General features: G+C 43.4%; 20 protein-coding genes. 16 read left to right on the forward strand and 4 right to left on the reverse strand.

Annotated elements, in window-relative coordinates; all coding sequences use genetic code 11:
- The first annotated feature begins 129 nt into the window (after nt 1–129).
- From HFE01_RS03875 to HFE01_RS03895, 5 genes are all read left to right on the forward strand, one after another.
- A complete protein-coding gene (locus tag HFE01_RS03875) occupies nt 130–2,010 on the forward strand; it encodes a beta-glucoside-specific PTS transporter subunit IIABC (protein WP_107734354.1) in 1,881 nt (626 codons plus the stop codon).
- Between the two features lie 74 nt (nt 2,011–2,084).
- A complete protein-coding gene (locus HFE01_RS03880; RefSeq protein ID WP_107734353.1) occupies nt 2,085–3,494 on the forward strand; it encodes a glycoside hydrolase family 1 protein in 1,410 nt (469 codons plus the stop codon).
- A 136-nt stretch (nt 3,495–3,630) separates the two neighbouring features.
- On the forward strand, nt 3,631–4,533 hold the full coding sequence (locus HFE01_RS03885) for a LysR family transcriptional regulator (RefSeq protein WP_016819664.1): 903 nt from the start codon (nt 3,631–3,633) through the stop codon (nt 4,531–4,533).
- Nucleotides 4,534–4,657: 124 nt separating this feature from the next.
- On the forward strand, nt 4,658–5,797 hold the full coding sequence (locus HFE01_RS03890) for a 5-methyltetrahydropteroyltriglutamate--homocysteine S-methyltransferase (protein WP_107734352.1): 1,140 nt from the start codon (nt 4,658–4,660) through the stop codon (nt 5,795–5,797).
- Nucleotides 5,798–6,010: 213 nt separating this feature from the next.
- Nucleotides 6,011–6,265 (forward strand): YciI family protein, encoded by a 255-nt coding sequence (locus HFE01_RS03895; RefSeq protein ID WP_107734351.1) that lies wholly within the window; start codon nt 6,011–6,013, stop codon nt 6,263–6,265.
- Between the two features lie 166 nt (nt 6,266–6,431).
- Here the strand turns inward: HFE01_RS03895 and HFE01_RS03900 are convergent, their stop codons facing one another.
- Nucleotides 6,432–6,770 (reverse strand): helix-turn-helix domain-containing protein, encoded by a 339-nt coding sequence (locus HFE01_RS03900; RefSeq protein WP_058712638.1) that lies wholly within the window; start codon nt 6,768–6,770, stop codon nt 6,432–6,434.
- A gap of 354 nt (nt 6,771–7,124) precedes the next feature.
- Between HFE01_RS03900 and HFE01_RS27200 the strand changes: the two genes are divergently transcribed.
- The 3 genes from HFE01_RS27200 to HFE01_RS03910 all read left to right on the forward strand — a co-directional run bounded on the left by HFE01_RS27200 (nt 7,125) and on the right by HFE01_RS03910 (nt 8,265).
- Entirely contained in the window at nt 7,125–7,394 is a 270-nt protein-coding gene (locus HFE01_RS27200; protein ID WP_225683746.1) for a hypothetical protein, read from the forward strand.
- Between the two features lie 99 nt (nt 7,395–7,493).
- The gene (locus HFE01_RS27025; RefSeq protein WP_014599622.1) at nt 7,494–7,592 is read left to right on the forward strand and encodes a hypothetical protein; all 99 of its coding nucleotides are present in this window, start codon (nt 7,494–7,496) and stop codon (nt 7,590–7,592) included.
- A 226-nt stretch (nt 7,593–7,818) separates the two neighbouring features.
- Nucleotides 7,819–8,265, forward strand: a complete 447-nt coding sequence (locus HFE01_RS03910) for a DUF6386 family protein (RefSeq protein ID WP_243208135.1) — start codon at nt 7,819–7,821, stop codon at nt 8,263–8,265.
- A 129-nt stretch (nt 8,266–8,394) separates the two neighbouring features.
- Here the strand turns inward: HFE01_RS03910 and HFE01_RS03915 are convergent, their stop codons facing one another.
- Nucleotides 8,395–9,528, reverse strand: a complete 1,134-nt coding sequence (locus HFE01_RS03915) for a phosphodiester glycosidase family protein (protein ID WP_107734349.1) — start codon at nt 9,526–9,528, stop codon at nt 8,395–8,397.
- A 132-nt stretch (nt 9,529–9,660) separates the two neighbouring features.
- On the opposite strand from HFE01_RS03915, the gene HFE01_RS03920 reads away from it, so the two are divergent.
- From HFE01_RS03920 to nspC, 7 genes are all read left to right on the forward strand, one after another.
- Entirely contained in the window at nt 9,661–10,134 is a 474-nt protein-coding gene (locus HFE01_RS03920) for a hypothetical protein (RefSeq protein ID WP_107734348.1), read from the forward strand.
- Nucleotides 10,135–10,189: 55 nt separating this feature from the next.
- Nucleotides 10,190–11,503: a PQQ-binding-like beta-propeller repeat protein gene (locus HFE01_RS03925; protein WP_107734347.1), complete on the forward strand. Its 1,314-nt coding sequence runs from the start codon at nt 10,190–10,192 to the stop codon at nt 11,501–11,503.
- Between the two features lie 156 nt (nt 11,504–11,659).
- Complete coding sequence (locus tag HFE01_RS03930) at nt 11,660–12,283, forward strand: SMI1/KNR4 family protein (RefSeq protein ID WP_107734346.1); 624 nt, start codon at nt 11,660–11,662, stop codon at nt 12,281–12,283.
- Between the two features lie 181 nt (nt 12,284–12,464).
- Nucleotides 12,465–14,345 (forward strand): molecular chaperone HtpG, encoded by a 1,881-nt coding sequence (gene htpG / locus HFE01_RS03935; protein ID WP_107734345.1) that lies wholly within the window; start codon nt 12,465–12,467, stop codon nt 14,343–14,345.
- 155 nt (nt 14,346–14,500) lie between these two features.
- The gene (locus HFE01_RS03940) at nt 14,501–14,761 is read left to right on the forward strand and encodes a bacteriocin immunity protein (RefSeq protein WP_107734344.1); all 261 of its coding nucleotides are present in this window, start codon (nt 14,501–14,503) and stop codon (nt 14,759–14,761) included.
- A 316-nt stretch (nt 14,762–15,077) separates the two neighbouring features.
- Nucleotides 15,078–16,277, forward strand: a complete 1,200-nt coding sequence (locus HFE01_RS03945) for a saccharopine dehydrogenase family protein (RefSeq protein WP_016819676.1) — start codon at nt 15,078–15,080, stop codon at nt 16,275–16,277.
- Between the two features lie 8 nt (nt 16,278–16,285).
- A complete protein-coding gene (nspC, locus tag HFE01_RS03950; protein ID WP_016819677.1) occupies nt 16,286–17,425 on the forward strand; it encodes a carboxynorspermidine decarboxylase in 1,140 nt (379 codons plus the stop codon).
- A gap of 90 nt (nt 17,426–17,515) precedes the next feature.
- Here the strand turns inward: nspC and HFE01_RS03955 are convergent, their stop codons facing one another.
- Together HFE01_RS03955 and HFE01_RS03960 are read right to left on the reverse strand one after the other, a co-directional pair.
- Nucleotides 17,516–18,010, reverse strand: a complete 495-nt coding sequence (locus HFE01_RS03955) for a hypothetical protein (protein ID WP_107734343.1) — start codon at nt 18,008–18,010, stop codon at nt 17,516–17,518.
- Nucleotides 18,011–18,352: 342 nt separating this feature from the next.
- Nucleotides 18,353–18,856, reverse strand: a complete 504-nt coding sequence (locus HFE01_RS03960) for a hypothetical protein (RefSeq protein ID WP_107734342.1) — start codon at nt 18,854–18,856, stop codon at nt 18,353–18,355.
- 297 nt (nt 18,857–19,153) lie between these two features.
- Between HFE01_RS03960 and HFE01_RS03965 the strand changes: the two genes are divergently transcribed.
- Nucleotides 19,154–19,669, forward strand: a complete 516-nt coding sequence (locus HFE01_RS03965) for a hypothetical protein (RefSeq protein ID WP_107734341.1) — start codon at nt 19,154–19,156, stop codon at nt 19,667–19,669.
- Nucleotides 19,670–19,689: the final 20 nt, after the last annotated feature.

The raw sequence follows: 19,689 nt of genomic DNA on the forward strand, positions 1-19,689 counted from the left end.
ATTTAAGGATTGTTACTGATAAGCAGGCGATACCTAAATGAATGGCAGTGATCATTTTTTATGATCATGCAGGCCTTTCGTTTAGGTATTTTTTTGTTTTCAGGCAATCTGCCCAAGAGGAGAATGAACATGGACCATAAGAAAATGGGCGAGGATATCGTACGTCTCGTTGGAGGAGAAGAAAATATCAATGGGCTTGTCCATTGTGCTACACGGCTCCGATTTGACCTGAAGGATTCACGAAAAGCTGAAAGAGAAGCGCTTGAGAAACACGAGGGAGTCATTACTGTTGTTGAAAGCGGAGGACAATTTCAAGTCGTGATTGGCAGCCATGTTGCCTATGTATATACGGAAATCATGAAAAACAGGGATTTTGGGTCAGACAACTCTGCGGCGAACGAATCCAGGGGAAAGAAGACATCAGTCATATCTACAATCTTTGAAGTTATTTCCGGCAGTTTCTCCCCGTTGATTCCGGCGATGGCAGGCTCGGGGATGCTGAAAGCCCTCTTGACGGTTTTGACCTTGCTGGGCTGGATGTCCGCAACAAGTGATACCTATCTGATCCTGTCTGCTGCCGGGAATGCTGTATTTTACTTCTTGCCGATTTTACTAGGGATTACGCTCGGTATAAAGCTAAAAGCGAATCCTTATGTAGCTGGTGTGATCGGTGCAGCTCTCCTGGAACCTAACTTTACGGGACTGATGGACAAAGGTTCTGATGTATCGTTTTTGGGAATACCGGTGGTCATGATGAACTACTCAGCGAGTGTTTTTCCGATATTCATATCTATCAGCATCTATGCGTTGGTAGACAAGTTTTTGAAGAAGATTATTCTTAAGGATTTGCAGCTGTTTTTAGTTCCGATGTTGGCTTTAATGATTATGGTTCCTTTATCTGCACTAGCATTCGGACCGTTTGGTACAACAGTAGGAGATTGGATTTCTTCGGGTGTGACATGGTTAATCGGTGTAAGCGGCATTTTGTCAGGGATTGTGCTTGGCGGTTTTATGACCTTTATGGTCGTCTTCGGACTTCACTGGGGCTTTACCCCGATCACGATTCAAAATATCGGTGTTGGCGGTGATCCGATTGAGGCTATGGCGGCTGCGGCTGTATTTGCTCAAATTGGTGTCGCATTCGGTATCTTCCTGAAGGCGAAAAAAGATAAAACACTTAGAACCCTTGCGGGTTCCACGAGTATTACAGGTTTGCTGGCGGGTGTAACAGAGCCGATTGTGTATGGTCTGGTGCTTCGCTTTAAACGAGTCATTCCAATTGTCATTATCGCAGGGGCTATAGGCGGTGCCATCAATGGACATTTTGGAGTGAAAATGACAGCTTATGTGTTTCACAACATTTTTGCGATTCCGGTATATACGCCTACCTTGGTTTACGTGATTGCCATTGCATGCTCGTTCGCGGTAGCCACGGTGCTGACTCTTATTTTTGGCTATGAAAGCAAGGTGAAGGGGGAGACCGCGGCAACTGTTGAGGCCGTTAAGACGGAAGAACCTCTACCAGCTGTTACAGCAACTAAGGCTGTTGACATCAAGAAAGAAACGATATATAGCCCGATCACAGGCAAGACTACACCACTGAGCCAAGTGAATGATTCGGCATTTTCAACAGGGGCAATGGGAAAAGGCTTAGCCATTGAACCATCTGTCGGTGAGGTCGTAGCGCCTATTGATGGAGTTGTAACCTCGCTGTTCCCTACAGGACATGCCATCGGCTTGACTTCCAAGGCGGGCACGGAGATATTAATTCATATCGGAATTAACACCGTCGCGCTGAAAGGAAAGCATTTTAATCCGGTCGTTCAAGAGGGAGATATCGTAAAACAAGGGGACTTGTTAATCCAATTTGACAGAGAGCAGATTATAGAAGCAGGCTACGAAATCGTAACCCCTGTCATTGTCACACTGACGAAAAACAAAGTGGACGTATTTGAGACCAATCAGGAGCAGATTCAGAAAAATGAAGTATTGCTAACTTTGGTGGTGTAATACAGGAAAGCTCATCCTCACGTACATGAATTGCGAAATCAGAAGGATATAACGATAACTGGAGGGACTATAGCATGAAACATAATCAATTGAAGGCATTTCCTGAAAACTTTTTCTGGGGAGGTTCAACTTCCGCCTATCAAGTAGAGGGTGCATGGGACGAAGATGGAAAAGGACCCTCTGTCATTGACATGGCTAACCATGTCGAAGGGGTCACTGATTTTAAGGTAACCAGTGATCATTACCATATGTTCAAAGAGGACGTAGCTCTGATGGCTGAAATGGGCTTTAAGGCGTACCGCTTCTCGATCGCTTGGACACGCATCTATCCACAAGGCGCGGGTGAAGTCAATCCGAAGGGAATTGCATTTTACAGCTCATTGATTGACGAATTAATTAAATATGGTATTGAGCCCATTGTTACTATGTATCACTTTGATCTGCCCTATGCGCTTGAACAACAAGGCGGATGGTCCAAGAGAGAAACGATTGATGCCTTCGAGCAGTATGCCAAAACGTTGTTTGAGAACTTTGGGGACAGAGTCAAATACTGGCTAACCATTAACGAACAAAACATGCTGATTCTCCATCCCGGTTCTATTGGTACATTGGATACAAGTCTGGAAAATCCACAAAAGGTACTGTATCAACAAAATCATCATATGTTAGTTGCGCAGGCGAAGGCAATGTTATTGTGCCATGACATGCTACCTAATGCGAAAATTGGACCAGCACCGAATATTGGGGTCATTTATCCAGCCAGTTCCAAACCGGAAGATACGCTGGCAGCTGACAACTATGCAGCTATTCGCAACTGGCTCTACCTGGATATGGCTGTATTTGGCCGCTACAACCACATTGCCTGGAGCTATTTGGTCGAGAAGGGCTATGAGCCTGTTATTGAAGAAGGGGATATGGATATATTAGCGAAAGGAAATCCAGATTTTATCGCCTTTAACTACTATACCTCTCAAACCGTAGGGGAAAGTTTGGATGATGGAAATGATTTTTCACATACAGGCGATCAGCATGAAATTGTGGGTGAACCCGGAGCATACCGGGGCTCTGTGAACCCCAACCTGCAAAAGACAGAGTTTGGCTGGGAGATTGATCCGGTCGGTTTTAGAACCACCTTACGCCAAATATATTCTCGCTACCACTTGCCTTTGATCGTGACAGAGAACGGCTTGGGTGCATTTGACAAGCTGGAAGAAGGGGATGTAGTAAACGATCCTTATCGTATTGACTTCTTCAACAAGCATATCGAGCAGATTCAATTGGCTATTACAGACGGCGTAGACGTATTCGGCTTCTGTCCGTGGTCTGCGATTGATCTTGTGAGTACCCACCAGGGCTCCAGTAAGCGTTACGGATTCATCTATGTGGATCGTGAGGAATTTGATCTCAAAGATCTGCGCCGCATTCGTAAACAAAGCTTCTACTGGTATCAAAAGCTGATCGCTACAAACGGTGAAGTCCGTTAATTAATACAACCGTGCAAAAGCACCTCCTTGAAATGGATGTTACCATTTTGAGGAGGTGTTTCTATTATCCCTTTGCCCAGAAGCGTGATTATGTATTATATAATAGAAGAAACACAAACGGAAAGGACATCATGCATTGACCTTACAACAATTAAAATATGTCATCGAGGTTACCAATCGTGGCTCCATGAATGAGGCGGCGAAGCGGTTGTTCATTTCCCAGCCCAGTCTGTCGAACGCGATTCGCGATCTGGAGGAAGAAATTCATATCACCATTTTTGAACGTACCAATAAAGGCATTTCTTTGTCCAAAGAAGGCGTGGAATTCCTCGGTTATGCACGTCAGGTTGTTGAGCAGGCGGAGTTGCTGGAAAATCGCTATCTGGATGCCAAGCCTTCACCACAGCATTTTGCTGTGTCCACGCAGCATTATGCTTTTGCAGTAAATGCATTCGTAAATCTGGTGAATCAATATGGACAGGATGAATATGAACTGGCTTTGCGGGAGACCAAAACCCATGAAATCATACAGGATGTCAAAAGCCTGCGCAGTGAGATCGGAATCCTGTATCTGAACGAATTTAACGCCAAGGTCATCAACAAGCTGCTAAAAGATGCAAATCTGCAATTCAACAGCCTGTTTACGGCCAAGCCGCACATTTTTATCAGTGCCAATAATCCGCTATCCCGGCAGTCTAGCGTGACCATTGACCAGCTTCATCCTTATCCATACCTGTCCTTTGAGCAAGGGGAGTACAATTCCTTTCACTTCTCCGAGGAAATTCTGAGTACGTTGTCGCATCCCAAAAGCATTCATGTTAATGACCGGGCGACCCTTTTTAATCTGCTTATTGGCTTGAACGGCTATACCATTTCTACTGGGGTAATTAGTGCGGATCTGAACGGTAACGAGATAATTTCCGTCCCTCTGGAGTGTGATGAGTCTATTAATGTAGGATGGATTTGCCATAAAAACGTCGCGCTCTCCAAGCTGGCTACTGTCTATGTAGAAGCGTTGCATGAGGCGATAGGGGAATAAAAAAGTTTGATATAGCCTTAGGCTATAACTAGCTATAGTTTATTGGAGTTACCTTATAGCTGAAAATGTATGTTATCTTTCTTACAACAACTTCACTACTGAAGCGAAAAAGGAGATAACCCTAATGAGCAGCATCCTTGACAATGCATCCCAACGTAAAGTGACCCCTTTCAGACATGACATGGTCGGCAGCTTTTTGCGCCCGCAAGCGATCAAAGACGCCAGAACTCAATTTCAAAATAATGAAATCTCTGCGGACGAGCTGAGAAAGATTGAAGATGAAGAAATTATCAAGCTGGTCGAAAAGCAAAAATCCGTAGGACTTCAAGCTGTGACGGATGGTGAATTCAGACGGTCCTGGTGGCATCTTGATTTTATGTGGGGACTGGACGGCGTGGAAAAGGTACAGCTTGCAAACGGCTACCAATTCCAAGGTGTGGAAACAAGAGCGGAAACCGCACGCTTGACCGGTAAAATCGGACATTCTCATCATCCTTTCATTGAAGATTTCAAATTCCTGAAACAAGTGGCAGGAGAGGATGCCATTGCTCGTCAAACGATTCCGGCACCTGCGCAGTTCCTGGCTGAGCTGCTGCGCGGAGAAAATAAAGAAACAACCGATACGTATTACAGCAATCTGGATGAACTGGTGACGGACATTGCCAAAGCCTACAAATCTGTGATCCAAGCGCTGTATAATGAAGGCTGCCGCAGCCTGCAACTGGATGATTGCACATGGGGCATGCTCTGTGATAAAAACTATTGGCAAGCTAGACAGCATGCGGGTGAAAATGTGGAAGATACCAAAAAGCTATTCGCTCGTGTGAATCAGGAAGCCGTGAAGGATCTTCCAGCCGATTTGGTCGTTACAACCCACGTATGCCGTGGTAACTACCATTCCACCTGGGCATCTTCAGGCGGCTATGAGCCTGTAGCCGAAACCCTGTTCGGCATCGATAACATCGACGGCTACTATCTCGAATTCGATACCGACCGTGCGGGTGATTTCACCCCGCTTAAGCATCTGAAAGATGAAAAACAGGTCGTACTGGGCCTCGTTTCCTCCAAAACAGGTGAACTGGAAGACAAACAGACGGTCATTAACCGCATTAAGGAAGCGACTCAATTCGTGGACATTAACCACATCTGCCTCAGCCCACAATGCGGCTTTGCTTCCACAGAAGAGGGCAATATTCTGACAGAAGAGCAGCAGTGGAAAAAGCTTGCTTTCATAAAAGAGATTGCGGACGAGATCTGGAAGTAAGGGTTTAGGGGAATTGAATTGGAGAGATTTGTGATTACTAAAACACGCCACTTGAGGGCGTGTTTTAGTTTGAGAATCCGCTAAAATTGACCAAATCCCCTTATAGTTGCATTTCATCTTTAAGGACTTTTATTACAATAGCTAACGCTGTAATATCTTCTTAAAGGAACGCCAGATATTTTTTATTACAAGGGAAATATGGAGGGGAAATCAATGAATTACTTTTTATTAATTACTACACGAACAAACAAGTTCAATACTGATGATATCGAAGGGCACTATGACCATCTGGAAAAGTTAAAGAAAGAGGGAGCTCTTGAAAAGTATGGTCCATTTAGCGATGGAACGGGAGGAGCCTATTTAATAAAAGCAGCGTCACTTGAGGAGGCGACAAAGATTGGGAATTTAGATCCGCTCATTCAAAATGGTTCTTCTGCATTGACAATAAAGGAATGGCTGTTGCGTTAAATTTCATCTGCAAAGAGTGATAATCCATCTAAGAAGGTCATGACAAATAACTAATGTGCCTTTTTGGTATTGAATAAAAAATGAGGACTATGATTTTCTGAAAATGAAAAGTATGGTCCTTTTTTTATTTCCCAAGAGATTGCTCTCACAATTTTTGAGAATCTTCTTAGTTGATAATCTCCCGTATCACATTTCTCGCCAAACGTACCTTTTCTGGACTCGATTTTTTGAGCATTGTAATAATTTCTATAATATCTTCATCAGACTCCACAATTTTGGGGTCCTCGCTTACATATGAAAACAACTGAACTAAGTTTACGTCTAGTGCTTTTGCGATTTTAGCTACATTTATCAAGGAAACATTCTTTTCTCCACGTTCGATCTGCCCAATGTATGTAAAATGAAATCCGCCTTTTTCCCCAAGTGCTTCTTGCGAGAGGCCTTTTTCTTTGCGTAAAACTCTTATTCTAGCCCCAACTAGCTTTAACACTTCTTTGTCCAGCATACATCTACACCCCTTCATACTAAAAAGTGTAGACAAGATTTTCTTTGGTAAACATGAGATTAAGAATCGTATATTCGTTATTAATTATATCTATAAGTATTATTTTGAATTATAATAAGACTATTCTTGAAATTCTCTGGAGGAATAGATATGAAAGAAGCTCCTTCTACCTATATTCCAAGTCCCACTCAACCATCCAGACCCGTGCAACACCTAGATCATTCAATAACCGATTTCCACACCTTAGCCCAATACCATATGAAACTAGCTCAAATACTGTACAAGCATAACCAACTCCAATGCTGTATTATCCTCTGTGACTGGGCGCTAACCTCCATGTTAAAAGCTCTATATATGAAAGAAACTAATAGCATTTTCCCTCCGAAACTCTTGTCGATGGCGGATTTGTTGCACTTATTACATACCGAAACCAACCCGGGATTGGATGTTGTCGTATTTATAGGCACCACTCAATTCCTTTCATCCCAGCTAGAAACCCCGCTCCTTCAGAAGATGAAGCAGAAGGATGTGAGCAGGCTGCTGCGCAGAACAGACGACATTCTTTGCCAGTTGTCATCCCGAGTCATTACCGACCCATCCGAAACATACCAGTCCATTTTCTAAGAGGCCCCTTCACACAAATAAACTTACCGATTCGCCCGGTCGTTATCCGCTTTTCTACATACGATAAGAGTAAGCTTTAACGCAAGGAGGGATTTAGATATGGGTGAAGTAGGTTACGGTGGAGCATGGACATCCACAGGCGCGATTTTGGTATTGTTCATTTTGTTGGTGATTATCACCAAATCTTTTCTGATCTAACAGCAGGGTTCGGATCGCCTAAAATTCACAGAGTGGCCCTTTTTCACGAGAGCGTGAGGGAGGGCTTTTTTAATGCAGAATGGATGGTAGCCCTAGTATGTTGTCTGGTCCTATAAGCATTGTTATACTTTACATACAGGGATAATTTCCCTCAAATATAGCAATACGGATAGCGGAGGACGTGGAAAAACGGAAATTCGCTGACCATGATCAGGAGGATCACATGATGAACACGGCAAGCAGTCCATTTCAATTTACGACAGACACGGCGACTCTTTGCCTATTTGATACGCAAGCTCTGAAGCATCGCTTGAACGATGAGCCTGATTGGTGGTCCATCGAAGAGGACGAGCTGGGGGAGTTGAATGAGGGAAACGCTGCTTTTTTGAATCTGGGAGCGGACGGGACGTATGAGGTTGTGATAGCAGATCATATTGAGCAGCCGACGGTGCGGCTGTTTTTGAAGGTACCCTCAGGAAACATATTTATTGGTGCAGGAGAGGAAGCCACAGGTGGTGAGTTGGAACCTGATTGTGTATGGGGAGGGTCATTCCTGTCTGTGCAACCCGGACTTTATGAATGCTTGGCTAGCAGAGAAAATAACCGTATATACCTTTCTTTAAAAAAAGGAAGCGAAGGCAGCAACAGCTTTACCAGTCTGATTCGATTGTAGGTTGCAGGATCAACCCGTAACGGATCAGACAAGCTACTCGAACAGGTGGAAGCCGATTAACCGAGACTGGGAAAAAGGAAAAGGCTATCCCCACGGCTTGCATATCCGTGAGAACAGCGCTTTATTCGTCTATTGATACTTTACAATAATGGCGTTGCTGATTTGGCGGCCGGGTGTGGTGAGGTAAGAGCCGTTGTAGTACAGTCCGCTGGAAGCACCGCCGTCCAGATTCATAGCCTGATAAGCACCAGCCTGCTTCATCATTTGGGCGAGCTGTGGAATAGTCGCTCCGCTTGTGGTCAGGAGGATCAGCTTATGATCCCTAGTAATCCCAAGTGCGCTGCGGGCGCCGCCGCCTGTTAATATTTTAGGGTCCTTGAAGCCTTCGGCTTTGACATTCAGGGAAACCTGGCCGTTCGTGACCAGACGAGGTCCAGCTTGAAGAGCACCTTCGACGCTACCTTGGGTTGTTAACCGTTGTTCAAAGGCAGAGCCCGACACGAGCTCGGCTAAATGGTTAGCATCGTAGGTGAAGACGGTGCGTTGATCGCCGGAGCTTTTTTTTAACATCTTGCCGTGGCTGACCAAATAGCCGTAAGGCGTTTTGTAGGAGCTTTTGGTATAGGCGTCAAAAAATGTGCCATTAATGGCTACAACCGCTTGATTGCGTTTGGCGAGACTGCTTAAGTTCTCCACTTTACCAATGGTATCGCCCGCCAGTGCTACGTCTAAACTCACCTTGGGATGGAGCATGGAGATGGTGATCACCTTGGCGGAAAAGGTACGAGATCCAACCTTGAAGCTTTTATGAGCTGTCGTGATGGGGGTAGTGCTTCCGGGTAGCTTGCCGATAAGTACCGGAAGCGTAACAGACGTTGTACCTTGCGTAATACGCACAGCTGAGTTTTCTTTTAGCCATAAGACTTGCAGGTTTAGATGTTGGCTGATGAACTGTAAGGGTACATAGGTAGTGCTGTTATCGGTAAAAGGTGCATTTTGCATACGAACTGTTTGGTCATTTACTTTAGCAGCAGCTTGTCCCGTAAATAATGTAAGCCGGGTATTGCCTTGCGCAATTTCTATTTTTTTGTCTGCTGGGTTCAGGTTGAGTGTGATCCCTTCATAGCTGTTTAGGAGGCGAAGCGGGATGAAGGAGTGGTTACTCTGATCCACATAAACCAGCATAGGTGCTGGTGCAGCAGCGTAGATCGGGGTTACAAGTAAGAGCATAGACAGAATAATAAGTGCGGTGATTCTTTTCATGAATAGATCAATCTCCTTATGTAGTCTTAACTATTGACAAGGTGCTTGTACTTATATCGGGTTTTATGAGTTATAAATGTATGTTACGCGAATTTTGAGTGTTTGGATGATACAGAAACGGGGTGGCTGGAGATGAGCAGGTATGAGACAAGACTTGAGGATTACCGTCGCAGGGAGCGCCCTTCTTATTGTGTATTTGAAGGATTGCAGGAATTGGTGTGCAGCGTGGGGCAACTTCATAATAACTGGTTATATGTGAATGTGGATCAATGGGATCAGGACCCTGTTCAAACACCGATTTATTATTTGGATGAGCATTGGCTGGAGGAATGTGCAGAGGACGGTACAGCCGCAACCAACGAACAGGACGAGTATATTCCCCTATGGATATCAGATCGTCAGGTTCAAACTTGGTTTGAACTGGCCACCTTTGAAAGTATTGTAGAAGTTCTTAAGGCTGCTAGACAGCCAGTGACGATTCAGATGGTGATTGTGGCGGTCAAATATTACGAAAAGTACGATGCCTACCTGGATTATGAGGAGGTAAAAGCAGTGACAGACCTGTGGTCTGTGTTGACGAAGGTGAGAAACCACCTAACAGAATGAATAAAGCTTGTAGAACAAACTGGGCATACATAGACGACTGGAATGGGGGAGCAGAATGAGCTGGTTGAATCATGAATTGGCAGCACAGTGGCGACAGGAAGGAAAAAGGTATGCCGCAGATGTGAACGAATTTGTCAGAATCGGTATGGAAAGCCAGTGGCAGCAGGAGCAGCCAGAGCCAAAGCAGGACGAACGCTCTAAGCTGGCCAAAGATATTTTTCGTATGATTCAGGAAGCGAATCAGGCAGGGGAAACAGAGCAGTTACGTCGGGAAATTCCGGTTGCATCCTGGCCGCTTACACCAGCGTTTGAAGAGGCCTTGCAAGCCGTTAGACCGATGGCATTTATGAATGGAAGCAATGAGGTTATTCTGCATGCAGGCAGTCCTCGGGAACGCGGAAAGATCTATGTGACGGGGAAAGATGGAATCAGGCAAATCCCTGGACTGCATCGTGTAGGTTGTTCGCCGGACGGGAGTTATTTTGCGCTGGTGGACGGACAAGGGATTCGGATTATTCGTCACCCGGACCAGAACCTGGAAGGCGAAGAGACAGCGCATTTTCAATGGACGGATATACGTGTCCGCTTAAAAGCATCTATTCCTGACTTGGAATGCTTGGCGGATGAGGAACACCCTGAGGATATATTAGATGAAGTGATTCCGTTTGGCGATGGACAGCGCTTGTTGCTGGTTTGCGGTTACGGTGTTTATTTGCTGGCTGGTGATCAGGTGGATTTGATCCATCCCAAGGCGTCTGAACGAAGAGAATTGGGGCTGGAAGACACGATTGTGGATATGGCGCATGGAGCTGTGTCGAAGGATGGACGCTGGATCGCTTATGGAAGCCAGATGAGTGAGCATTTGCTCATGGACTTAACCGATAAGACGGTGCATACATGGGAGCCGAGCTCCAGCTATCCGCATTATGCTCTATTTTCCAAAGATGATCTGGATGTCTGGTACAATGCCTGTCATTTCTACAACGGTGCCACCATTCAGGTGTTGATTGCCGAAGTGGAGCAGGGACTTGCTCAGAATACGGAAGAATGGCCGATAATAAATGAAGAAATGCGAGTATACGCTGCAGTAGCGCTGACGCAAGGAGCTATTCTAGGTGATGCCTACGGATATCTCCGTCTTATGGATAGAGAGGGACGTGAACTTTGGCGCTATTTTGTCGGAAGTACGATATCTGGACTGGCAGTTACATCTGATGAAGGCATGTTGGCGGTTGGGACGTATGGCGGTATGCTTCATTTGATTGATTTGCAGCATGGTACCAAGGATGAATATACCATTGGCACTGCTCCAATTCACGAGACAGAGCGTTGGTTCCTCTGGCGTAACTATGAGCCATTGCGCTGGTAATACTAATATTCCGCAAATGGTGAAAAAAGCAAGTTCTGATAAGCTGAACATAAAAAGTATAGTGGCATATGATTGCAATGCTATTTCTATATAGAGACGCATGAGGCATACATCTATGATGCAAAATGCGAGTAAAAAGGAAAGAGGTGTGAGGACATGGACAAGAAAGCGGATATTCGCACATCCATGAAGGAGTTATTTGCACAGATGGATGAAGCCTTTTTTATGGATGTGGAAGAAAATGTACCGTTCGAAATGCGTGATGGGAACGTCGATGAGGAGGGATGGATCAAGTGGAAGCCCCTTCCTTCACAGATTACAGAACAGGAAGTTCGGGAGATGGAAGAAAAATACCATTTTGAGCTGCCGCCTCTGTTGAAGAATTTTATCATGTCCTACCATTATGTATCTTTACAATTCGATAATGAATCTATCCCAGGAGTATACTGGAGCGATTGTACGTTTGTAGAGTTTCCACGTCTGCCAGCAGGTCAAGGCTTAAAGGCATTTTATGATTTGATCGATCAATGGTCACCTTTGCTGTCAGCAGGCTATATTCCATTTGCCATTGCAGAAGACGATCAGGGCCCTGTATGTTTAAATGTAGGCAGCAGACATAAGGACGGCGATTATCCTATTGTCTGGTTCTTTCACGAGGATCTCCGGCATTTGGATGAGGATGAGCTACAGATTAGGAGTAACCTGCTTCCCCATGTGCAGGGGCTGTTTCCATCCACTGTCGAAATGTTTAACGTTATGTTTAAGCAAATCGGGCACTAACGATTCCCTGAAATGGAATTTTACTATGCAGATTAACCAAGATATTGACATAAAAAATGAGGAATGTTATAAAAAAGGTAGGCTAGCACTCGAATGATGGGAGTGCTAACAAAGCTGAATCGTTTGCATAGCTCTTATCCGCTGGCCTTACATAGGTTTATATTTGAAAGGAGATATTCGAATGGAGAAAAAACAGTTTCAGGCTGAGTCCAAGCGTCTGCTCGAAATGATGATTAACTCGATTTACACTCAAAAGGAAATTTTCCTAAGAGAGCTGATCTCCAACGCAAGTGATGCGATTGACAAAATCTATTACAAAGCACTGACAGACGATCAATTAGTCTTTGACAAAGAGAATTATTATATTAAAGTAATTGCCGATAAGGATCATAGAACGCTAACTCTGCGTGATACCGGGATTGGGATGACCAAGGAAGAACTGGAAAATAACCTGGGCATCATTGCTAAAAGTGGCTCACTGGCATTCAAAAATGAAAATGAGTCCAAGGATGGTCATGACATTATCGGTCAATTCGGCGTCGGCTTCTATTCAGCTTTCATGGTAGCAGATGTAGTTACAGTAACGACCAAGGCTTTGGGAAGCGATACTGCTTATAAATGGGAATCTACAGGTGCTGACGGTTATACCATTGAGGTGGCTGAGAAGGACGAGGTCGGAACCGAGATTGTTCTGAAAATCAAGGAAAACACCGAGGATGAGTCCTACGACGAATATTTGGACGAGTACCGTTTAAAAGCGCTTATTAAAAAATACTCCGACTTTATCCGCTACCCGATTAAAATGGATGTTACAGGCAAGCGTCTGAAAGAAGGAAGCGATAACGAGTTTGAGGATTACAAAGAAGAACAGCGTATTAACAGCATGGTGCCCATCTGGAGAAAAAATAAAAGCGAGCTAACCGACGAGGATTATCAAAATTTCTACGCGGAAAAACGCTATGGCTACGACAAGCCGCTCCAGCATATCCATGTCAGCGCGGACGGCGCGGTAGTGTACCAAGCGATTTTGTTTATTCCTGAGAATATTCCGTTTGATTTTTACTCTAAGGAATATGAAAAAGGGCTGGAGTTGTATGCTAACGGTGTGCTAATCATGGAAAAATCTCCTGACCTGCTGCCGGATTATTTTAGCTTTGTAAAAGGTATGGTTGACTCCGAAAGCCTGTCACTCAACATTTCGAGAGAAATGCTGCAGCATGATCGTCAGTTGAAGCTGATTGCCAAAAATATTGAAAGCAAAATTAAAGGCCAGCTGTTGACTCTGCTCAAAAATGATCGGGAGAAATATGATCAATTCTACAAATCATTTGGAAGACAATTGAAATTTGGTGTGTACAACGATTACGGCAGACATAAAGAAGCCCTTCAGGATCTGCTTATGTTCTACTCTTCTACAGAGAAAAAGCAGGTTACTTTGGACGAATATGTATCTCGTATGCCAGAGGATCAAAAGTATATTTATTATGCTTCCGGGGAGTCCAATGAGCGTATTGAAAAGCTACCGCAGACCGAATTGGTGGCCGATAAAGGCTACGAAATTTTGTACTTCACTGATGATATTGATGAGTTCGCTATTAAAATGCTCTTAAGCTATAAAGAGAAAGAATTCAAATCCGTATCGAGTGGCGATCTGGGCATTGAGTCTGACGAAAATGAGAAAGAAACTGAAGCGGAACAAAACGACAACAAGGAGTTGTTCGAGTACATGAAGGGCTTGCTGGAAGGCAAAGTATCCAGTGTTAAAGCCTCCAAGCGCTTGAAGACACATCCGGTATGTCTGTCCGCTGACGGCGAAGTGACTATTGAGATGGAGAAAATTTTGAACGCCATGCCGAATAACGCTGATGTCAAAGCAAATAAAGTGCTGGAAATCAACGTGAACCATGCGGTGTTCAACTCTTTGAAAGAAGCCTTTGCCGAGGATAAGGAGAAAGTGAACCTCTATACGGCATTACTGTACAATCAAGCTTTGCTGATCGAGGGCTTGCCACTGCAAGATCCGGTTGAATTCACGAACGATATTTGCAAAATCATGGTTTAATACGCTTTATTACGATATAGAGCCGTTCCCACACCGGGGGCGGCTTTATTTATTATGACACTTCTTAAAGCTCCATAATAGGCCGTATAACGCTTATAGTAGAAGCATAAGGCCTTGCACTGTGCCGACTATTCAATACCTAGGAGGGCGATTGTATGAGTCTGGATCGAGATCCATTGACCCCCCAAAGTTTAAGCCGAAGTGAGCTTATACAGTTGGTGGAAAAAATCATCAGAGGCGAGGGAACAGAGGAGGAAATCGACAGCATGCTTACCGTAGTCATGCAAAATACACCTCATCCGGGGATTAGTAATTTGATCTACTGGGATGACCGTAATTTGAGTGCGGCAGAGATTGTAGATGAAGCATTACGCTATCAGCCCATTTTTGTACCGCCTCATGAATCTTCTTCATAGCATGCGGAGGGGTAGTCTTTTATTAAAAAATAAGATAATATAATTTTTTTAAAGGTTATGAGCATCATATTCAAGAAAACTTCCGTTAAAGGTGTGCTGGCTTCCCTGTAATGTATGGAGAAATGTCTGCTTTTTGCTCGCTTTACGGAGAATTTATGCCTAATTTTGGGGTTTGTAAAATTTTTGTGACATGCTTCTGTGAATTTTGACACAGCAAATTGTCGTTTTTCTTGATTATTTGGTGGGATGTCTTTATAATCATTTTGTTTGCAAGAATGAATAGCGATTAGCGTATGGAATAAGGAGGTTATTTATTTTGGGAAAAGCATTGATTATTGGCGCCGGTGGCGTGGCCAGCGTTGTGGTGCATAAATGTTGCCAAAACCCAGATGTATTTGAAGAAATTTGTATCGCAAGCAGAACTGTTGAGAAATGCGATGCGCTTAAAGAGAAGCTGGGTGGAGGTCGTACGAAGATCCAAACGGCTCAGCTTGATGCTGACAACACCGACATGGTCATTGACTTGATTCGAAGCTTTCAACCGGATGTAGTTATCAATGTGGCTCTCCCTTATCAGGATTTGACGATAATGGATGCTTGCCTTGAGACAGGTGTTCATTACGTTGATACGGCGAACTATGAACCGCCGGATACGCCGAAGTTTGAATACAGCTGGCAATGGGCCTACAAAGAAAGATTCGAAAAAGCAGGAATTACAGCTCTGCTGGGCAGCGGTTTTGATCCAGGCGTGACTGGAGTATTTACGGCTTATGCTCAAAAGCACTATTTTGATGAAATTCATACGATTGATATTGTGGATGCGAATGCAGGGGACCACGGATATCCTTTTGCAACTAATTTTAATCCGGAAATCAATATTCGTGAAATTACAGCGAAAGGCCGTTACTTTGAAAACGGAGAATGGATTGAAACTGAGCCGCTTTCTGAGAAAAAGGTATACGACCTGCCTGAAATTGGACCGAAAAATATATATCTTTTGTACCATGAAGAACTGGAATCTCTTGCAGTGAATATTAAAGGCGTGAAAAAAATCCGCTTCTGGATGACGTTCTCGGACAATTATCTGAATCATTTGAACGTACTTCAAAATGTGGGCATGACTTCGATCGAGCCTATTGATTATGAAGGGCAACAAATCATTCCACTGCAATTCCTGAAAGCTATTTTACCGGACCCGGCTTCTCTGGGACCAAGAACAAAAGGCAAAACAAACATTGGCTGCATCATCCAAGGCGTGAAAGATGGAAAGCCAAAAACCTATTATGTTTACAACGTTTGTGATCATGAAGAATGTTATGCAGAGGTTGGCTCCCAAGCCATTTCTTACACAACAGGTGTTCCGGCTATGATCGGTGCAATGCTTATTATCAAAGGCCTCTGGAAAAAACCAGGCGTTTACAACGTTGAGGAATTCGATCCAGATCCATTCATGGAAGCACTAAATAAACACGGATTGCCATGGCAAGAGAACTTTACGCCAACGTTGCTTGATTGAGGTCTGCGATGAATATTGATATTACCGGACTCCCATCACCTTGTTATCTTGTTGACGAAAGACTTCTTGTCAAAAACCTTGAGGTTTTGAATTCTGTACAAGAGCGGACAGGTTGCAGTATTCTGCTCGCTCTTAAGGGTTTTTCGATGTTTTCGACCTTTCCTCTGGTTGGCAAATACTTAAAAGGCGTAACCTCCAGCTCGTTGTTCGAGGCAAGACTCGGTCGCGAGAAAATGGACAAGGAGGTTCACGTATACGCACCTGCTTATGTTGACAGTGAATTTGATGAGCTATTGGAGTATGTTGACCATATTGTTTTCAACTCTTTTGATCAACTGAAACGCTTCAAAAGCAGAGTGCAAGGCGTAACTTCCAAAAAAATCGACATCGGCATTCGAGTAAATCCGGAATATTCGGAAATCGAAACGCCGCTGTATGATCCTTGCTACAACAACTCCAGAATGGGTGTGACTCTGGCTAACTTTAGACCTGAGGATCTGGATGGCGTGGACGGTATTCATTTTCATACGATGTGTGAACAGAATTCTGATACGCTTGAGCGCACCATTAAAGTCGTGGATGAGAAATTTGGGCCATATATTAAGCAAATGAAATGGCTCAATTTCGGCGGCGGTCACCATATTACCAGAGAAGACTATGATCTGGACACACTGGTACGCTGTATTCAATATTTTCAGGATAAATACGGTGTGCAAGTTTATCTTGAGCCAGGCGAAGCCATCGCCTTGAACACCGGATATCTGGTTGCGACTGTATTGGATACAATGAAGAACGGAATGGACATTGCCATTCTGGATACTTCGGCTGAATGTCATATGCCTGATGTACTGGCTATGCCTTACCGCCCGAACATCATTGGCGCAGGCAAGCCTGGTGAATATGCACATACTTACAGACTTGGTGGACTTACGTGCTTGGCTGGAGATGTGATTGGTGACTATTCCTTTAAAGAGCCATTGAAGCCGGGAGACAAGCTTGTATTCTGCGACATGGCCCATTACACGATGGTCAAAAACCACATGTTCAACGGAGTCAACCTGCCAGCCATCGCCAGCTACAATGACGAAGAAGGCATCAAGGTAATCCGTCAGTTCTCTTACGAGGACTTTAGCTCACGTTTGTCGTAAGAAAAGGTTACTAATATACAGCAAACCAAAAAGCCTCGCCCCTAAAATTAGGAGTGAGGCTTTATTGTATAGGAAACTGAATTAGTATCTTTATTCCTCAATTTTGGCGGAAATCTTGTACCAGAACAATTGACCGATTTCGTAGCCTGGCACTCCCACTTCTAAGTAGTACTCTTTGCCAGCCTCAAGTTTTTTACCTAAAGTATTCTGTCCTTCTTCTGTTGTTTTAATCATATGACCATCGCTATCTGTTAGAGTCAAATTTAACCATGCATTAGGATACTTATCCCCTTCAATTTTAAAATCAACCCATTTGGTCTGAAAAGCCTTAAATTTATACATATCGTAAGTATCATAGTCTCTTCCTTCAATGAGTTCCCCTATGGTTCCGTATATATCACTACCTAGCCAAACTTCGCTGGCCTTATCATACCAATTGTTAGGCTCCCTGTCAGTTCCATTACCGAAGAGTTGGTTGGATTCCTTTGCAACTGGTACAGAATCTGCTTCTGAAGCTAAAGCGACACTGGCAGTAGTACTCAGCATAAGTGTAAGACCTAATGAAGCTAACAACGTTTTTTTCATGAATAATGATTCCTCTCTTTTTTGGGATTTATATTCATTTACATAAATATATTAGTGATTTAATTATGGGGTTATTATTCAATATCTTTCACTAGATATATGATATACAAAAAAGGATTAGTTATTTTGAGGGTGTACATTAAAAATGTTGCAAGAGGGTGATTATCTAAGATGAAGAAGTACAAACGAGCCATAAGCACGAAGAAGATATGAACGTAAACCGTCAGTTCTTCTACGAGGATATAGCTACATTTGTCGTAAGACAATAGTCGTTCAAAGATGTAAAAGCGCAGACCCTGTAAAAAAGATTACGTTGTTGATATGCTCCATTGGCTGTTTAGTTTATTTAATCGTAGAAAAAACTCTATAGTCGAACAATTGACCAACCTCAGGATTGGCTACCTCTACTAACAAGTAATAATCTTGTCCGGCTTCAAGATTTATACCTAAACGGTATTGACGATCTGCTGCACTTCTTTTGATACTTCCATTGCTGTCAGCCACACTAAGCATCATCCATGAATTAGGATATATTTCCCCTTGAATGTTAAATTCATAAAATCCAGACCGAGGGGCTGTAAACTTATAATAATCTGCAAAGTCATAGCCTATATTGCCTTCAGAAATGAATTTTCCGAAGTTCCCATAGATATCGACGCCACTTCCTACTGTTATTCCAGTGGCTTGATCAAACCAGTTATTAGGCTCTACGTCGGTATACCAGGAAGATGAAAGCTGAATAGATTCCTTTTGTAATGCGGGTGCTGCTTCTTGAGCAGATGCAACAGCGGTGGATGTACTTAATAGAAGTGCTAGACCTAGTGTGGATATTATTGCCTTTTTCATTTAATAATCTCTTCCCTTCTTTTGTTTTGAGATTTATATGATATATATTGCTAATTACATCCATTATTATATAGCGCATTCCAATAAATTGGAATAAAAATGGAACAATAAACAAAAATATATATTTTTTTGTCACAATTATGTGTTTTTACAAATTTATTCACTAAACTTCAATTAGGAATTAGCCAACTTGCTGTATACTATAAAGTTCCATCTTAATATGCTTTTATGAAAAGGGGCATTCTATTTTAGGGGTAACAGAAGCTATGTTATACTCAATAATTGGAGGTGAGAAAAATGTTCGACCCGACCGTTTTTGATAATTTAAAAGTGGCTATGGAAAATGCGGTTTACGATCTGGATAATCTGGATTCACGTATTAACATTACACAGCGAATCGATAGATTGGAAATGTCGGTAATGTCGCGTGAATTTGGCGTACAGTTCAGTCTGAGAGAACAGCCGGGTGTGACGGCAGAACTTCAACTAAAAATGGATTTAAACAACCTGGCTGCAGAAATTTTGGAAATGGAAGACCAAACTCCGGGATGTAGCTTGTTGCTGTATTTTGATATGAAGATTCGAGAGATGGAGACACAATGCAGCCAGATTGAAAATATACTGACCGACATTTGGAAGCCCGAACTTCGACCAGTACAAACGTTAAGTCAGATTTACGGAGAGAAGACGTCTACATACCAAAACAGGATTGAACTCCGATTTTCCAGGCAAATTAACGAAGAGCAGATGGAGGATATTTCAGAGTTGTTGGAACACGTGTTGCTGACGCTTATGGAATTAAACAAGGTCTAACCCCCTCTTTCTCTTAATGA

The sequence above is a fragment of the Paenibacillus sp. EKM10P genome, assembly GCF_011800655.1.
Taxonomy (GTDB): domain Bacteria; phylum Bacillota; class Bacilli; order Paenibacillales; family Paenibacillaceae; genus Paenibacillus; species Paenibacillus polymyxa.

What these genes read in the sequence shown, in the direction of transcription:
- HFE01_RS03875 (WP_107734354.1), top strand. Translation starts at nt 130, where the DNA reads ATGGACCATAAGAAAATGGGCGAGGATATCGTACGTCTCGTTGGAGGA.
- HFE01_RS03880 (WP_107734353.1), top strand. Translation starts at nt 2,085, where the DNA reads ATGAAACATAATCAATTGAAGGCATTTCCTGAAAACTTTTTCTGGGGA.
- HFE01_RS03890 (WP_107734352.1), top strand. Translation starts at nt 4,658, where the DNA reads ATGAGCAGCATCCTTGACAATGCATCCCAACGTAAAGTGACCCCTTTC.
- HFE01_RS03895 (WP_107734351.1), top strand. Translation starts at nt 6,011, where the DNA reads ATGAATTACTTTTTATTAATTACTACACGAACAAACAAGTTCAATACT.
- HFE01_RS03900 (WP_058712638.1), bottom strand. Translation starts at nt 6,770, where the DNA reads ATGCTGGACAAAGAAGTGTTAAAGCTAGTTGGGGCTAGAATAAGAGTT.
- HFE01_RS27200 (WP_225683746.1), top strand. Translation starts at nt 7,125, where the DNA reads ATGAAAGAAACTAATAGCATTTTCCCTCCGAAACTCTTGTCGATGGCG.
- HFE01_RS27025 (WP_014599622.1), top strand. Translation starts at nt 7,494, where the DNA reads ATGGGTGAAGTAGGTTACGGTGGAGCATGGACATCCACAGGCGCGATT.
- HFE01_RS03910 (WP_243208135.1), top strand. Translation starts at nt 7,819, where the DNA reads ATGAACACGGCAAGCAGTCCATTTCAATTTACGACAGACACGGCGACT.
- HFE01_RS03915 (WP_107734349.1), bottom strand. Translation starts at nt 9,528, where the DNA reads ATGAAAAGAATCACCGCACTTATTATTCTGTCTATGCTCTTACTTGTA.
- HFE01_RS03920 (WP_107734348.1), top strand. Translation starts at nt 9,661, where the DNA reads ATGAGCAGGTATGAGACAAGACTTGAGGATTACCGTCGCAGGGAGCGC.
- HFE01_RS03925 (WP_107734347.1), top strand. Translation starts at nt 10,190, where the DNA reads ATGAGCTGGTTGAATCATGAATTGGCAGCACAGTGGCGACAGGAAGGA.
- HFE01_RS03930 (WP_107734346.1), top strand. Translation starts at nt 11,660, where the DNA reads ATGGACAAGAAAGCGGATATTCGCACATCCATGAAGGAGTTATTTGCA.
- htpG (WP_107734345.1), top strand. Translation starts at nt 12,465, where the DNA reads ATGGAGAAAAAACAGTTTCAGGCTGAGTCCAAGCGTCTGCTCGAAATG.
- HFE01_RS03940 (WP_107734344.1), top strand. Translation starts at nt 14,501, where the DNA reads ATGAGTCTGGATCGAGATCCATTGACCCCCCAAAGTTTAAGCCGAAGT.
- nspC (WP_016819677.1), top strand. Translation starts at nt 16,286, where the DNA reads ATGAATATTGATATTACCGGACTCCCATCACCTTGTTATCTTGTTGAC.
- HFE01_RS03955 (WP_107734343.1), bottom strand. Translation starts at nt 18,010, where the DNA reads ATGAAAAAAACGTTGTTAGCTTCATTAGGTCTTACACTTATGCTGAGT.
- HFE01_RS03960 (WP_107734342.1), bottom strand. Translation starts at nt 18,856, where the DNA reads ATGAAAAAGGCAATAATATCCACACTAGGTCTAGCACTTCTATTAAGT.
- HFE01_RS03965 (WP_107734341.1), top strand. Translation starts at nt 19,154, where the DNA reads ATGTTCGACCCGACCGTTTTTGATAATTTAAAAGTGGCTATGGAAAAT.